The following is a 15,142-nucleotide window of genomic DNA, read 5'->3' as shown; positions in this document are numbered from 1 at the left end:
AATAGTTGTTTAAGGATTTTATAAATTATTTTCTTTTGAAAATTTGATATTATTATATTCTTTTGACTGATTTTTAGGAATAGATAAACTGTTCCAGGTTTTATTTTTTAGCATTTTAGCATAAAAAACAATTTGTCCGATATGATATGGATAATGTGCTAACTGACGATTAATAGCGTCTATAACAGTTTGTTCTTCATTTCGAATGTAAATAATTTGACTTAAATTTTGAGGTTTTAAGTCATTAATTGCATCAAAAAAACATTTCCATCCTTTTTCCCATAAGACTAAAAGCTCTTCCTTAGTCATTATTTTATTTTCAAATTCAGCATCTCGATCACGCCATTCTTTCTCTCCATCAGAAGTAAGAAAATCGGTCCAACGTGATAACATATTACCCGCTATATGTTGTAGTATTACAGCAATTGAATTGGTATCTTCGTTAGACATTACAAATAATTGTTCTGAATTCAACTGATCTATAGCCTTCTCAGCAATAGTTTTGTAATAAAACATCTGTTTTTTTACACTTTCTAAATAGAGATTAGTATTTTCCATCAAACAAACTTTTCATGATAGTCTGAATTCCTTTGAATATAAGATATATTGAAAAGAAACATAAAATAACTCCTAGACCTAGAACAGGAATATAAAATGGATGTCCTTGATTTTTGAATGCGCTAAAAATAACAGACGGCCCTATAAACATAAGAGGCAGAGCCATTGCTAACGTTTTTATTCCTTTTAATAAAACATCTTTATTAGTTGACATATTGATTAATGTTGTTTATATTTTAAAGATAATTTACAATTGCTTTTCTAACACTTCCATGTTCTTTTAAAAGTCTTTCGGCTTCCTGATAATTTACAGGTATTTCATTCATTATCATTCTTACGCCGCGATCAATTAGTTTTATGTTACTTAATTGCATATCAACCATTTTATTCCCTTTTATATGTCCTAATTGAATCATAGTAGAGGTTGAAATCATATTTAAAACTAACTTTTGAGCTGTACCTGCTTTCATACGACTACTTCCTGTTACAAATTCTGGTCCTACAACTACTTCTATGGGAAATGTAGAGGTTAATGCTAAGGGACTTCCAGCGTTGCAGGTAATTCCGCCTGTTATAATCCCTTTATCATTGCATTTTTCTAACCCTCCTAAAACATAAGGTGTAGTTCCCGAAGCGGCTATACCTATAACGACATCATCTTTATTTATATCCCATGCTTCTAAATCATTCCATGCTTGTTCTCTATCATCTTCTGCAAATTCTACTGCTTTTCGGATAGCGGTGTCTCCTCCTGCTATTATTCCTATGACTCTATCAAACGGAACTCCAAACGTAGGAGGGCATTCTGAAGCGTCTACAATTCCTAATCTTCCAGAAGTTCCAGCTCCTATATAAAACAATCTTCCGCCTATTTTCATCTTTTCTACAATTTGATGAACTAATGCTTCTATTTGTGGCAATGCTTTTTCTATTGCTAAGGGAACGGTTTTATCCTCATTGTTAATATTAATCAATAAGTCATGAACCGACATTTTTTCTAAATCTTGATATTCTGATGATTGTTCTGTGGTTTTTATGAAGGTCATTTTTTATACATTTAAAGTGAAAGCATCTTTAATTTACATTTTACATAAAATAAGCTAAAACAATTCCCAATATAATAGCAATTAATTTAGCTAGATTAAATTTATGTCCTTCACTACTTTCAAAAATAATAGTAGAAGAAATATGAAATAAAATACCTATAACAAATGCTGTAATTTCTTTATGAAAAGGTACAAGAAAATTCATACTAACTGAAATATACGTTCCCATAGGAGTCATTAAAGCAAAGCTTAACATAAATATAGCTATTTGAATTTTATTTAGATGGGATTGAATTAAAAAAATTGTCAAAATAATTGCAATAGGAAAGTGATGTATTGATATTCCCCATGCCACATGAGGGTGTTGACTGATTGGCATTCCCTCTAATAGAGCATGCAAACACAGACTTACAAATAAAGCCCAAGGAATATGTGCTAAATCATTGTGTCCATGTACATGACCGTGTTCTGCTCCTTGTGAAAAATATTCTAAGATAATCTGAAATAAAATTCCAGCCATAATAAACATTCCTATATTGTTATGCAAATGCTCCCCTATCTCCTTATTTACACCTGTAAAAATTTGAGGAAGCAAATGAGAAACAGTCAACGCTAATAGAAAAGAACCACTAAAAGCTAATAATAATTTTAGATTCTTCTTGTTTTTAGGTTGCAAAAAAATAGCTACTATATAACCTAATACAACAGATAAAAAAGGAATTAAATATATCATTTATGTTTATTTCTGATAAATTCATTTGAAAAGCGGATTTTGAAATAAACCAATATTCAAATGAATCCGTCAACTTTTATTTAAAAATCATTATTAATCGTTCCGATTCGTTTTTATAAAACTTACGCAGTTTATAATCTCCAAAAATTTCTAAAAGGTAGATCCCTGCTTCTTCCATCATAGTTTCAAAATCTTGTAGTGTCAAGGCACGAACTTTTTCTGTAAAATGGTATTTTTTCCCTTTATCTTCAAAATTAATTTCTTTAAAAATATGTCCTTCTCTTAGATCCCTTTTAATATAAAAATCAATTCCATCAACTGTTTTGATCTCTTCAGGAACTAAATTATTGATCACATAATTAACATTTAAAAAATCAATAACCGCAAAACCATATTCCGTTAAGCTTTCCTTGATAGCTATTAAGGTTTTTAAATTATCACTTTCATTCTCAAAATAACCAAAACTAGTAAAAAGATTAAATACCGCATCGTATTTTTCTTCTGTACGTTCGCGCATATCATGTACCTTAAATTGTAACTTTTCATTACTAAACTGAGCTGCTTCTGAAATGCTGTTTTCTGCTAAATCTACTCCTGTAACATCATATCCTAATTGATTCAGATAAATAGAATGTCGTCCTTTTCCACACGCTAAATCTAGAATTTTAGCTTCTTCAGGTAAGTTTAAATAATGTGTTAAGTTATCCATGAATAACTGTGCTTCTTGGTCATTTCGTTCTTTATAAAGAATATGATAATAAGGGGAATTAAACCAAGTTTCAAACCAATTTTCTGATTTGGCTTCTGGGGTCTGTGCTTTATGATTTGATAATTCTGACATTTATACTTATTTGCATACAAATTTAAAGTATTTTTGCATTCCAATTTCAGTTTTAAAATTTGATGTTTGAAAATATTATAGGATTTGAGATTGGGAAATTAAAATTTTGACTATTGGAATTTAAAATAATTTATGGATAATAATTTTAAAATGGTTGCTAAGACACTTTTTGGTTTGGAAGAAGTGTTGGCAAAAGAACTACAAGTTTTAGGTGCTCAAAAAGTAGAAATAGGAACTCGTATGGTGAGTTTTCTAGGCGATAAAGGATTTATGTACAAAGCTAATTTAGCATTGCGTACAGCCTTAAAAATATTAAAACCAATTCATCAATTTAGAGTTTATAACGAATCTAGTTTATATAAAGGGATTCAACAAATAGATTGGGCTCAATATTTTGGAGCCAATCAAACTTTTGTAATTGACACAACGGTAAATTCAGAATATTTTAATCATTCGCAATTTGTGGCATTAAAATGCAAAGATGCCATTGTAGATCAATTTAAAGAAAAATTAGGCCATCGTCCGAGTATTGACAAAGAACGTCCAGATATACGTATCAATGTACATATTGATAGAGAAAACTGTTCTGTTTCCTTAGATTCTTCAGGAGATTCTTTACACCATAGAGGATATAAAACAGCAACCAATATTGCGCCTATAAATGAAGTATTAGCAGCTGGAATATTATTATTATCAGGATGGGATGGTAGTTGTCATTTTATGGATCCCATGTGTGGTTCAGGCACTATTTTAGCCGAGGCTGCTATGATTGCTTGCAACATTCCTGCCAATATCAATCGCAAGGAATTTGCTTTTGAAAAATGGAATGATTGGGATAATGATTTATTTGATAAAATAATGGATTCATTGTTAAACAAAACAAAAGAATTTCATTATAAAATTATCGGTTACGATAAAGCTCCAAGTGCTGTAATGAAAGCCCGAACCAATATTACACAAGCCAATCTAGATGAATACATCATTATTCGCGAACAAAACTTTTTTGAAACTAAAAAAACATTGGAAGGCCCATTACACATGGTTTTTAATCCACCCTATGGAGAGCGTCTTGATATTCATTTAGAACGTTTTTATCGCGAAATAGGTGATACCCTAAAACAAGGATATCCAAACACCCATGCTTGGTTCATAACGGGTAATATAGACGCATTGAAATTCGTAGGATTAAAACCTTCAAGAAAGATCAAACTATTCAATGGAAAGCTAGAAACCCGTTTAGCTAAATTTGAAATGTATGAAGGTAGTAAAAAAGGAAAATTTTTAAACACCAATAGTTAAAATTACCCTATCATTAATTCAGCCGTTATTATTTTAAAAATATAAATATTGAAAAATATAATTCTAGAATGTTTATTAAGTAGTATACAAACACTGTATTATTTTGCATTAATAGAATTATTTTTTTCTTTATTTAACTCAACCCTTAGTTATAGGAACAAACACCCCTTTACATTATTAGTTTTCTTAATATTGGTTTTAATAATAAAGCAGGATACAATTTTATTCAAAAAAGATTACATCTACACTAAAATCTAAATAAAAACTTAATCAATTTTTACGTACAAAAATTCTAAAAAACATATAATGAACAAAAAAACAAAAACCTTTATTTATAATTTTTTATCCTTCGCTCTTTTCTTTTTTTCAGCACGTTACTTGGTTAATCAATATACCCATTTAAATGGCTGGTGGATTCCTATGACTGCTTTTGTTATTAGCACCATATTAGCACCTAAATTTCAAGCAATTACAACACGTGATGGAGAAAAAATTTTTATGAAGTGGATTTTTATTAAAGGAGTTAAAACAATAGAATAACAAAAAGGGTGTTCTAAAAGTTCGCAATCTTTCATTGGATCAAAAAGAAACTCAAACGAAATCTCATAGTCCTTGATAAGATAACTTTTCTTCCCGTTGAAGCAACAAGTTAAACATTAAGTTACTGCTTTTTAAACACCCACTTCCCTTTTTCACACCTTTATAAACACAAACTCTATGTTTTTTCCTAGATTATCTACAAATCCTTGTAACTAAACGTTACCCCTTTTGGATTTACCTCTTGAAGTCCGTGGTAGCTAATGGTGGGTAGTTCACAACGTTGTTGGAATCTTCCCAAAATAAAGCGCAACGGCAGCAACGTGCCGAGCATAATTACTAAAAGTACTTTGACTTCTACCGAGTATAGAAATGCTACGCTCAAAACGGTAAATAAATTCGCTAAAGCCTTCTACTTCTCGTTTGGCTTGATTGAGGATTTTGTTTTCTCTTAAATCATCAGGATGCTTTTTTGTAGACATAATAAATGATTAAGTTATCTTTGAAAGATAATCAAAATACACAATGCAACTACCGAAGGTTTAGTTCAATCGACAGCGTGTGTCCTGGATATGCAGACTGGAAACAGAGGTTTCATGTTCGTGCTCCGCACGCAACGAAAACTTAGCTGTCGTAGTAGCACCTTATTATAGTTTGTTGATTTCTTCTTTGGTTAAGCCTGTTGCCTGCGTAATGATTTCTACTGAAACACCTATTTTTTTTAAGGATTTAGCCGTTTCAATCTTTCCTTCCATCTTTCCTTCAATTAATCCTTCCATCTTTCCTTCCATCTTTCCTTCGTTGAAAGCAGTGTCAATAACGCCTTTTAAATCTCGGTAAACTTTAAGACTGCTCTCGTATTTGTCTAAATCTAATTGCCCGAAATTTGCCAATTCTGCTTTTTCAAAGGCTTGGGTAAATACTTCGTCTTTGAAAATTGTGGGAATATTTTGAAAATCTTCCAAGTTTTTGATGAAATATAACCATTTGTCTAAACGGGAATTTAATTGGTTTTCCTGTTTGTCAAAATTGGGCATTTCTAAGTAGATATAGGTCAGTTTATCGTAAAATACTTTTCCGTTTTGGTTTTTTAGTTTGATGGTATGTACTACTTCGCTTCTTTCGGGTTCTGTTTCGTAATCGTCGAAGGTGAAATCTAAAACACCTACGCAATAAACCGCTTTCAAATTATAGTTCCATTCTCCTTTTTCGGCTTGTTCTCTAATGGGAAATGTGGAGTAATAAATGGTTCTTTCTTTGAAGTAGTTTTGCTTGGCTTTTTGGAGTTCTACGATGAATTTTTCGCCTTTTTCGTTTTCGCAATAGATGTCGTAGATGGCTTTTCTATCGAGGTCGCTCTGCCCGAGTTGTTCGGTGTTTTTAAAAGAAAGTTCTTTGATCTGGTCATATTCTGGCAACAAGGCATTGAGGAAGTCGATAAGTAGGTTTTTACTGGCTTCTTCCCCAAATATCTTCTTAAACCCAAAATCCGTAAAGGGATTGATGTATTTTGCCTTCATGTTCTCAACTTGTTTTCTTTGTCAAATTTACAAAAAATAACCTTTGATGTTGATGTTACCTCTAGTATCTTATTTTAGAGCTTGTTGATTTCTTCTTTGGAAAGTCCTGTATATCTTATGATTTTTTCAATTGTTTCGTTTTCCGATTTCATTAATTTCGCCATTTCTATTTTTCCTTCCATCTTTCCTTCAATTAATCCTTCCATCTTTCCTTCGTCGAAAGCAGTGTCAATAACGCCTTTTAAATCTCGGTAAACTTTAAGACTGCTCTCGTATTTGTCTAAATCTAATTGCCCGAAATTTGCCAATTCTGCTTTTTCAAAGGCTTGGGTAAATACTTCGTCTTTGAAAATTGTGGGAATATTTTGAAAATCTTCCAAGTTTTTGATGAAATATAACCATTTGTCTAAACGGGAATTTAATTGGTTTTCCTGTTTGTCAAAATTGGGCATTTCTAAGTAGATATAGGTCAGTTTATCGTAAAATACTTTTCCGTTTTGGTTTTTTAGTTTGATGGTATGTACTACTTCGCTTCTTTCGGGTTCTGTTTCGTAATCGTCGAAGGTGAAATCTAAAACACCTACGCAATAAACCGCTTTCAAATTATAGTTCCATTCGCCTTTTTCGGCTTGTTCTCTAATGGGAAATGTGGAGTAATAGATGGTTCTTTCTTTGAAGTAGTTTTGCTTGGCTTTTTGGAGTTCTACGATGAATTTTTCGCCTTTTTCGTTTTCGCAATAGATGTCGTAGATGGCTTTTCTATCGAGGTCGCTCTGCCCGAGTTGCTCGGTGTTTTTAAAAGAAAGTTCTTTGATCTGGTCATATTCTGGCAACAAGGCATTGAGGAAGTCGATAAGTAGGTTTTTACTGGCTTCTTCCCCAAATATCTTCTTAAACCCAAAATCCGTAAAGGGATTGATGTATTTTGCCTTCATGTTCTCAACTTGTTTTCTTTGTCAAATTTACAAAAAATAATCTTTGATGTTAAATTTCGGAGGAGTTTCGGTGACGGTATTCTAACTAACGTTTTTTGATTTAAGTCGGCTAGAGTATCATAAATTTTCATTGCAATTTTACCTTTCATCCATTGCCAGATTTTTTCAGCAGGGTTGAGTCCTGGAGAATATGGAGGAATTGGTAACAGAAATATGTTCTCAGTGATATTACATTTTTTGTGGAATGAAATGCTACATTATCAATTATCATAATCTTTAATTCTGTTGGTTTATGATTCCAAATATTTTATAAATAATTCTTTACAAACACTCTGTGTTGTCATACAAAAACTCTCAACTGTTATGGGGGAAAAACTTCCCCAAAGCCAATTAGAGATAACTGAGCTTATAGGTACCAATGGCTTTCATTCTTTTTGCCATAATAACTCTTTTTATTTTGTGATCAACCCGAAGCGACTTTCATCTTGAAAGTATAAATTTACAGATTTTAAATTATTTTTATCAAGAATAATTCTGTACTCTTCGAGCTTATTTACAAGGTTTTCCAAAAACACTTCCGTGTTTTCTTTCTTTTTGTAATGGGATTTTCTTGCTATTTTTAACTTTGATTGATGTTTTCGTTTACAATATAAAGTTCCATAGTTAACCGTTTCGTTTTGCTTCAAGTAATCTTAATAATTCTATATAAGATGTAATTGTTGTTTTTGAATCAGTCAATTTCTACTCAATAGACTTCACCATTTTATCTGATATTTGCTTAGTATTGTTTCCCCTACTTCTAACACATAACATTTCAGAAATACCATTTTTTAAATAGTCTTTAAACCAAACTCTTACTGTCTTTTCAGTTCTCCCAAGCTTCTTAGTTATATCACTAAAACAAACACATTTCCCTTTCTTAATTAGGATCAAGGTCTTTACTCGGTCTTTCTTCAAAGAACCTGATGTCTTTGTTAGTAATTTTTCTAAAAAATCAAGATCTTCACTTATAGGTTACATACTTAAAAGCACAAAATTTATTTTTTAAAAACTAATCATTTTAGTTATACTTGACATAGTTTGTGAATTTTTTTCATAGACTGACGTTAGTACAATTTTGTAAAATGACCGAGGATAAAATAAATTATAACTTTTAATAAAAACAATTAACAAAAAATGACAACAAACACTTATTTAATTATTGGAGGAGTTACAGTACTATTTATTGTCTATATGATTTTCTTAAAAACAATAATGAAAAAAAGAAATCAAAAGCTCTTAGATGAATTTGAGAAAAATAATTCAGGGTTACCATTAACCGAAGAACAAAAAAGATTACTATCCTTTGGAGGAATATTATTTTATTATAGAGGCGAAAAAATACTTGGAATGAAACCTGAAAAAAACTTGTTTGAATATATAGGAGGACTAAAACAACAGTGGGAAATTTCAAATACCGCAGAAGCAAAAGAAACCCTAAATAAATTATTAAATTTAGAAAGAAGTAATGAATTTGAACCAATTATTAACCAACAATCAAAAGAATTGAGTTCCATTCAAAAAAAAATTGCAAAAGGGTTAGGAATTGAGCAAAATAAAGTAGAGCAAGTAAAATCTGCTTATGCTTGGGACATTTGTAGAGCTGTATCACTTACAAAATGGTGTCATTGGGTTGGGTATTTAACAGAAAACGAAACTTGGGAAATTATGAAAAAAGCTTCTGAAATAGCAAATATTAAAGGTAAAAATTGGGATGACTACACAATATCCTTTTTACTAGGAAGAACAATTCAGGGATTTGACTTAGATCAAATCATAATTGAAACGAAGCAAATCTACACAAGTAAAGGGGCGGCTTATAGAAAAATTGAAGACATAGATATTTATACAAAATATAAATTTAAATAAAAAACTACCGCCAACAGCTAAGGTTTCGTTGGGCTCGAAAAGCTAACAATGAAACCTCTGTTGAACGGAACCGTTGAGATTCCATCCACTATGGGAATATCGAAGTGAAAATTTAAGAATATACAAGAGGCATAAACGCCTCTTTTTTTGAAGTCTACTTTGGGTGGTTTTTATAGTGATTTCCTTAACTTATGGGTACAAAATCCCCATACTACTCAAAAAAACGTAATGTCTTATTTTAAAAAAGTTTTTAGGAAGTATATGCAAAGCAAAACGTCTTGTAATCCTTGTAACTAAAAGTTACACCTTTTAAATTTACTTCTTGGAGTCGATGGTTACTAATGGTGGGAAGATTCCAACTCCGTTGGAATCTTCCCGAAATAAAGCGCGGCGACGGCAACGTGTCGAGCATAATTGCTAAATGTGCTTTGACTTCTCCCTAATATAGAAATGCTACGTTCAAAGCGGTAAATAAGTACTAAAAAGCCTTCTACTTCTCGTTTGGCTTGATTTAGGATTTTGTTTTCTCTTAAATCATCAGGATGCTTTTTTTTGTAGCCATAATAAATAATTAAGTTATCTTTGAAAAATAATCAAAATACGCAATGCAACTACCGAAGATTTAGTTCAACATAGTTTAATTACAGTTTAATTTATATTCTCTAAATAAATATGATACGAATAATTTTATCAACCTTTACCTTTTTACTAATGTCTTGTAATTCTATGAACAAAGACGAAAAAACCATTTATATTGGAGCTCAAACAAAACCTTGTAACGCAGGAGTAATGGAAACCCAATGTTTACAAATAAAATGGGACAAAAATCAAAAAGAATGGGAATTCCTCTATAATAATATAGAAGGATTTAAATACGAACAAGGCAATGAATATGAACTTATTATTAAAGAAGAAAAAATACCAAATCCACCAGCTGACGGATCAAGTATAAAATATACTCTGATAAAAGAAGTCTATAAAAAGAAAAAATAAAGTTTTTCCTTAAAAAACATTCAAAAAAATCCAATTTCAAGAGACTGCCCAAAAAACTCGCAATCTTGTCATTTCGACCAAAGGGAGAAATCACATACTATTGATTATAAGACTCCTCCTCACGTCGGAGTGACAAACTGCATGTCGATTTATATTATTTTAAACTTTGAAATTTCCTTATAATACTTTTTTTTAACCTCGAGACTGCCCAAAAAGCTCGCAATCTTGTCATTTCGACCAAAGGGAGAAATCACACAATGTTGATTATAAGACTCCTCCTCACGCAGGATTACGCAGGAGAAACAAACTGCATGTTTATTTACACCATCTAACTTTGAAATTTCCTCATAATACTATTTTTTTAACCTTGAAACTGCCCAAAAAGCTCGCAATCTTGTTATTTCGACCAAAGGGAGAAATCACATACTATTGATTATAAGACTCCTCCTTACGCAGGAGTGCAAACCGCATGTTTATTTATATTATTTTAAACTTTGAAATTTCCTTATAATACTTTTTTTAACCTCGAGACTACCCAAAAAGTTCGCAATCTTGTCATTTCGACCAAAGGGAGAAATCGCATACTATTGATTATGAGACTCCTCCTTACGCAGGAGTGCAAACCGCATGTTTATTTATATTATTTTAAACTTTGAAATTTCCTCATAATACTTTTTTTAACACTGAGACTGCCCAAAAAGCTGACAATCTTGTCATTTCGACCAAAAGGAGAAATCACATAATATTGATTATGAAACTCCTCCTTGTGTAGGAGAGACAAACTGGATGTTGATTTATACCATCTAACTTTGAAATTTCCTCATCATACTATTTTTTTAACCCTGAGACTGCCCAAAAAATTCGCAATCTTGTCATTTCGACCAAAAGGAGAAATCACATACTATTGATTATGAAACTCCTCCTTACGTAGGAGTGACAAACCGCATGTTGATTTATACGATTTAAACTTTGAAATTTCCTCATCATACTATTTTTTTAACCCTGAGACTGCCCAAAAAATTCGCAATCTTGTCATTTCGACCAAAAGGAGAAATCACATAGTATTGATTATAAGACTCCTCCTTCGTAGGAGTGCAAACCGCATGTTGATTTACACCATCTAACTTTGAAATTTCCTCATCATACTATTTTTTTAACCTAGAGACTGCCCAAAAAGTTCGCAATCTTGTCATTTCGACCAAAGGGAGAAATCACATACTATTGATTATAAGACTCCTCCTTACGCAGGAGTGCAAACTGCATGTTTATTTATATTATTTTAAACTTTGAAATTTCCTCATAATACTATTTTTTAACCCTGAGACTGCCCAAAAAATTTGCAATCTTGTCATTTCGACCAAAGGGAGAAATCACATGCTATTGATTATGAAACTCCTCCTTACTGAGTAACAAACTGCATGTTGATTTATACCATCTAACTTTGAAATTTCCTTATAATATTATTTTTTTAACCTCGAGACTGCCCAAAAAGTTCGCAATCTTGTCATTTCGACCAAAGGGAGAAATCACATGCTATTGATTATGAAACTCCTCCTTACTGAGTAACAAACTGCATGTTGATTTATACCATCTAACTTTGAAATTTCCTTATAATATTATTTTTTTAACCTCGAGACTGCCCAAAAAGTTCGCAATCTTGTCATTTCGACCAAAGGGAGAAATCACACAATGTTGATTATCAAACTCCTCCTTGTGTAGGAGTGACAAACTACATGTTGATTTAGAGACTATCCTATAAAAGAAATAAAAATTAGTCTTGATTCTCGATGCGCTTCACGCTCGAACTAACGATGATTTCAATTATATACTCAACCGTCTGTTCGAGTTATTTTAAAATGAAAAAAACAGATCGAGAACTTTATTTTTTAATCCAGTATATTTTAAGTTTAAATGGATAAAACTACCAAGAACTAAATATTTAGATTAGCGTAAGCGATACAAAAAATATTCAAAAAAAGAGAAAAAAAGGAATTAAAAAGAGCAAAAACGTTCCAGACAGAATGGTCAGTATTAGCAAAAGTTATATCCGCCCAATTCTAAACCACAAAATAGCAATATATATTAAAAAATCCAGAAAATCTAAGGTTTTCAAATGGTATCACAAAAATAATCCATCTAGAGGACTTTTTATTTTAGAAAGTGTCACATCGGTAACATGCGTGTAAATTTGAGTTGTTTTAAGATTGCTATGTCCTAAAAGCTTTTGCAAAAAACGAATATCTGCCCCTCCTTCAATTAAATGTGTAGCATAACTATGTCGCAATCCATGTATTCCAATAGTTTTAGTAATCTTAGCTTTTTTCATAGCACTTTTAAAAACAGCTTGAATACTACGAATCGAATAATTGCCACCGTAAGCCCCTTCAAACAACCATGTCTTAGGACGATATTCTAAATAATAAGCTCGGAGGTCTTCTAAAACCGATTCAGGAAGATTCGTATAACGATCTTTTTTTCCTTTTGCATTTACAATCAAAACCCGCATAGACTGACTATCAATATGTTCTACTTTTAGATTAACAATTTCACTCACGCGTAGTCCCATCCCGTAACATAATTTTAAAATAAGCCGATGTTTTTTATTTTCCAAAACTGAGAATAATTTCACAATTTCATTTTTGGATAACATTTTGGGTAATGTTAAAGGGTTTTTGGGTCTGGGAATATCAAAAAACATTTGTTCGCGATGCAAGACTTTTTCAAAATAAAATTTGATTGCATTAATTTTAGAGTTCATACTTTGCTCCTTAAGTTCATTTTTTTGCAAACAGTACAGAAAGTAATCTTTCAATCTATCTGGTGTTAGAGAATTTACAGAAACGTTCCCCAGTAGTGACAATAATTGCATAAACTCTTGCAGATAGGTACGCTTGGTGTGGGGGCTGTAAGCCATTAAATCTAACTGATTACTATATTGAATTACAGCCAAGCGATTATTTTCTGAAATATGACTAAAAGTTTGCTCTTCCAAAGTTTTAAGAGGCAGTTTTAGCTCCTTACGAACGGCAGCTAAGTCAGGTAAATACCATGCTTTATGTGTACTACTATAACGGGCTGATGGAAAGCGTTCGCGGAGTGCGTCTTTCAAACTAAGCTGATATTTAAACTGAATCCAAATGATGTTTCGACCTTGATGTATGCCGAATGAAAATTGATATTGTGATAAATCCATAACTGCGCATTTTAAATATTTAAATATTATTTTTCGCAATAAAACTATATAAAGATACATAAAATACGTATTTGATGTATCTTTTAAAAGTATTGATTTTAAAGGCATTAGCTAGATGAACCTAGTTTTGTTTGTTTTTCCTTGTAATCATCGCTGAGTTGCGTATATTTGTGTGTTACCTGCAAGCATAAAACAAAACCGTCAAACAAAAAATGAAATCAAGAAATCTAATCTTTTTTATTGCAATACTATCTTTTATTAACGGATGTTCGTCAAGTAAAGAAGCAGACAAAAAATCAAATAATTTACATCTAAACGATATGACTGTACGGAACGACTTCAAAGGCTACTTTGACAGTTGTGGAGTTGATGGCTCAATAGCTATTTATGACGTAGAAGGTCAAAAATGGATTGTATCAGACACGGTTGGAATAGAGATTGAAACGCTTCCAGCTTCTACATTCAAGATTATAAATTTATTGATTGCCCTTGAAACTAATACAATCAAAGATGAAAACGAAATAGTTAAATGGGTCGGAAGTACAGATACAATTAAATATGGGTACAGACCTGAGATTTATCACGATATGCCAGTTAAAGAAGCTTTTGAATCATCAGCAGGTTGGGTTTTTGTTGAACTTGCAAAGAAAATTGGAAAGGATACTTACAAAAAATACCTAACTGAGAGCAAGTATGGGAACAATAATTTGTCTCAAACAGAAGCCGATTTTTGGAATTTTGGAAACTTTGGAATTTCACCTAAAAATCAGGTTGAATTTCTAAAATCTTTATATGAAGAAAAACTTCCCTTTTCTAAGCGTAATACTGACATCGTGAAAAATGTAATGATTACAGAGCAAACAGACGACTATACTATAAGAGCTAAGACAGGTTGGACAAGAGAAAACAATACCAATACAGGATGGTGGACAGGGTATGTTGAAGCCAAAAAGGGGACTTATATTTTTGCAACAAGAATTCTTCAAAATAGAAAAATGAATAGGTCAGATTTCGGTAATTGCAGAAAAGAAATCACCAAAAAAGTATTTAAAGACTTGAATATAATTTAAAAGAATGCCAGCAGGTAACAGCACCTACCCAAAAGTGGCGGTTCAGTGGTTAAATCAAGCTTTGTGCATCTATCAAAGTTTGTGCTTGGTTGACAGTGAACCGCTTCGAAATCGCCACCTTCGGGTAGCTGCAAAACGTTACCTGCTATGTTAGGACGACCGTTCACAACGACACAGTTTGACGGACTGACAAACGAAATTCGCAGAAAACGGGGAACGCTGAAAACCGAATAGAGTAAGCACAAACAAAAAAACAATTTTAAAAATGGCTTTAAGTTGGTATCAATGCAAAAATTGCGGAACAGCAATTAAAAAAGACAGTAGCCCAAGCAACTCAGGTTGTTCAGCTAAAACATTTCACTCGTGGACAAAACTTGCAGAAGTTGGCGACACTAATTACAGTTGTAAAAAGTGTGGAACAACAATACAAGCTAAATCTTCACCAAGTAATTCAGGATGTCCTGACTCAACTTTTCACTCGTGGACAAAACTCTAAAACCGATAAAATA

At 32.0% G+C, this 15,142-nt stretch carries 15 protein-coding genes and 1 pseudogene; 6 read left to right on the top strand and 10 right to left on the bottom strand.

Annotated elements, in window-relative coordinates; genetic code table 11:
• Positions 1 to 18 precede the first annotated feature (18 nt).
• The 5 genes from ACUXZJ_RS09575 to ACUXZJ_RS09555 all read right to left on the bottom strand — a co-directional run bounded on the left by ACUXZJ_RS09575 (position 19) and on the right by ACUXZJ_RS09555 (position 3,178).
• Positions 19 to 558: a DUF1572 family protein gene (locus tag ACUXZJ_RS09575; protein ID WP_060381911.1), complete on the bottom strand. Its 540-nt coding sequence runs from the start codon at positions 556 to 558 to the stop codon at positions 19 to 21.
• Complete coding sequence (locus ACUXZJ_RS09570) at positions 545 to 772, bottom strand: DUF6095 family protein (RefSeq protein ID WP_060381910.1); 228 nt, start codon at positions 770 to 772, stop codon at positions 545 to 547. Before ACUXZJ_RS09570 ends, ACUXZJ_RS09575 begins: the two co-directional genes overlap by 14 nt.
• 22 nt (positions 773 to 794) lie before the next feature.
• Positions 795 to 1,604 carry an N-acetylmuramic acid 6-phosphate etherase gene (gene murQ / locus ACUXZJ_RS09565; protein ID WP_060381909.1) on the bottom strand — a complete coding sequence of 270 codons (810 nt, stop codon included), beginning with the start codon at positions 1,602 to 1,604 and terminating at the stop codon, positions 795 to 797.
• 40 nt (positions 1,605 to 1,644) lie between these two features.
• Positions 1,645 to 2,337, bottom strand: a complete 693-nt coding sequence (locus ACUXZJ_RS09560) for a ZIP family metal transporter (protein ID WP_060381908.1) — start codon at positions 2,335 to 2,337, stop codon at positions 1,645 to 1,647.
• 76 nt (positions 2,338 to 2,413) lie between these two features.
• Positions 2,414 to 3,178, bottom strand: a complete 765-nt coding sequence (locus ACUXZJ_RS09555) for a class I SAM-dependent methyltransferase (protein ID WP_060381907.1) — start codon at positions 3,176 to 3,178, stop codon at positions 2,414 to 2,416.
• Between the two features lie 132 nt (positions 3,179 to 3,310).
• Here ACUXZJ_RS09555 and ACUXZJ_RS09550 point away from each other — a divergent pair, with 132 nt between their 5' ends.
• Complete coding sequence (locus tag ACUXZJ_RS09550) at positions 3,311 to 4,477, top strand: THUMP domain-containing class I SAM-dependent RNA methyltransferase (RefSeq protein ID WP_235588342.1); 1,167 nt, start codon at positions 3,311 to 3,313, stop codon at positions 4,475 to 4,477.
• A gap of 306 nt (positions 4,478 to 4,783) precedes the next feature.
• Positions 4,784 to 5,017 carry a hypothetical protein gene (locus ACUXZJ_RS09545; RefSeq protein ID WP_060381906.1) on the top strand — a complete coding sequence of 78 codons (234 nt, stop codon included), beginning with the start codon at positions 4,784 to 4,786 and terminating at the stop codon, positions 5,015 to 5,017.
• Between the two features lie 272 nt (positions 5,018 to 5,289).
• Here the strand turns inward: ACUXZJ_RS09545 and ACUXZJ_RS09540 are convergent, their stop codons facing one another.
• From ACUXZJ_RS09540 to ACUXZJ_RS09530, 3 genes are all read right to left on the bottom strand, one after another.
• Positions 5,290 to 5,496, bottom strand: coding sequence for a hypothetical protein (locus tag ACUXZJ_RS09540; protein ID WP_060381905.1), 207 nt, complete (start codon positions 5,494 to 5,496; stop codon positions 5,290 to 5,292).
• 165 nt (positions 5,497 to 5,661) lie between these two features.
• Positions 5,662 to 6,534, bottom strand: coding sequence for an Rpn family recombination-promoting nuclease/putative transposase (locus ACUXZJ_RS09535; RefSeq protein WP_063744038.1), 873 nt, complete (start codon positions 6,532 to 6,534; stop codon positions 5,662 to 5,664).
• Positions 6,535 to 6,608: 74 nt separating this feature from the next.
• Positions 6,609 to 7,469, bottom strand: a complete 861-nt coding sequence (locus tag ACUXZJ_RS09530; RefSeq protein ID WP_060381903.1) for an Rpn family recombination-promoting nuclease/putative transposase — start codon at positions 7,467 to 7,469, stop codon at positions 6,609 to 6,611.
• A gap of 1,176 nt (positions 7,470 to 8,645) precedes the next feature.
• Here ACUXZJ_RS09530 and ACUXZJ_RS09525 point away from each other — a divergent pair.
• Positions 8,646 to 9,377, top strand: a complete 732-nt coding sequence (locus tag ACUXZJ_RS09525) for a DUF1266 domain-containing protein (protein ID WP_060381901.1) — start codon at positions 8,646 to 8,648, stop codon at positions 9,375 to 9,377.
• A gap of 210 nt (positions 9,378 to 9,587) precedes the next feature.
• Here the strand turns inward: ACUXZJ_RS09525 and ACUXZJ_RS09520 are convergent.
• A pseudogene (locus ACUXZJ_RS09520) lies at positions 9,588 to 9,720 on the bottom strand (IS91 family transposase); the annotation flags it as partial.
• Positions 9,721 to 10,049: 329 nt separating this feature from the next.
• Here ACUXZJ_RS09520 and ACUXZJ_RS09515 point away from each other — a divergent pair.
• Entirely contained in the window at positions 10,050 to 10,370 is a 321-nt protein-coding gene (locus ACUXZJ_RS09515) for a DUF4377 domain-containing protein (RefSeq protein ID WP_081078390.1), read from the top strand.
• A gap of 2,119 nt (positions 10,371 to 12,489) precedes the next feature.
• Here the strand turns inward: ACUXZJ_RS09515 and ACUXZJ_RS09510 are convergent.
• Positions 12,490 to 13,656 (bottom strand): tyrosine-type recombinase/integrase, encoded by a 1,167-nt coding sequence (locus tag ACUXZJ_RS09510; RefSeq protein WP_446196288.1) that lies wholly within the window; start codon positions 13,654 to 13,656, stop codon positions 12,490 to 12,492.
• Between the two features lie 119 nt (positions 13,657 to 13,775).
• Between ACUXZJ_RS09510 and blaOXA the strand changes: the two genes are divergently transcribed.
• The gene (gene blaOXA / locus ACUXZJ_RS09505; RefSeq protein ID WP_069148676.1) at positions 13,776 to 14,633 is read left to right on the top strand and encodes an OXA-1327 family class D beta-lactamase; all 858 of its coding nucleotides are present in this window, start codon (positions 13,776 to 13,778) and stop codon (positions 14,631 to 14,633) included.
• Positions 14,634 to 14,898: 265 nt separating this feature from the next.
• Complete coding sequence (locus ACUXZJ_RS09500) at positions 14,899 to 15,129, top strand: hypothetical protein (RefSeq protein WP_431413084.1); 231 nt, start codon at positions 14,899 to 14,901, stop codon at positions 15,127 to 15,129.
• Positions 15,130 to 15,142 lie beyond the last annotated feature (13 nt).

Source organism: Flavobacterium sp. TN-1 (genome assembly GCF_052828645.1).
Note: the sequence above shows the minus strand (reverse complement) of the source record. Positions and strands in the feature narration are given on the sequence as shown.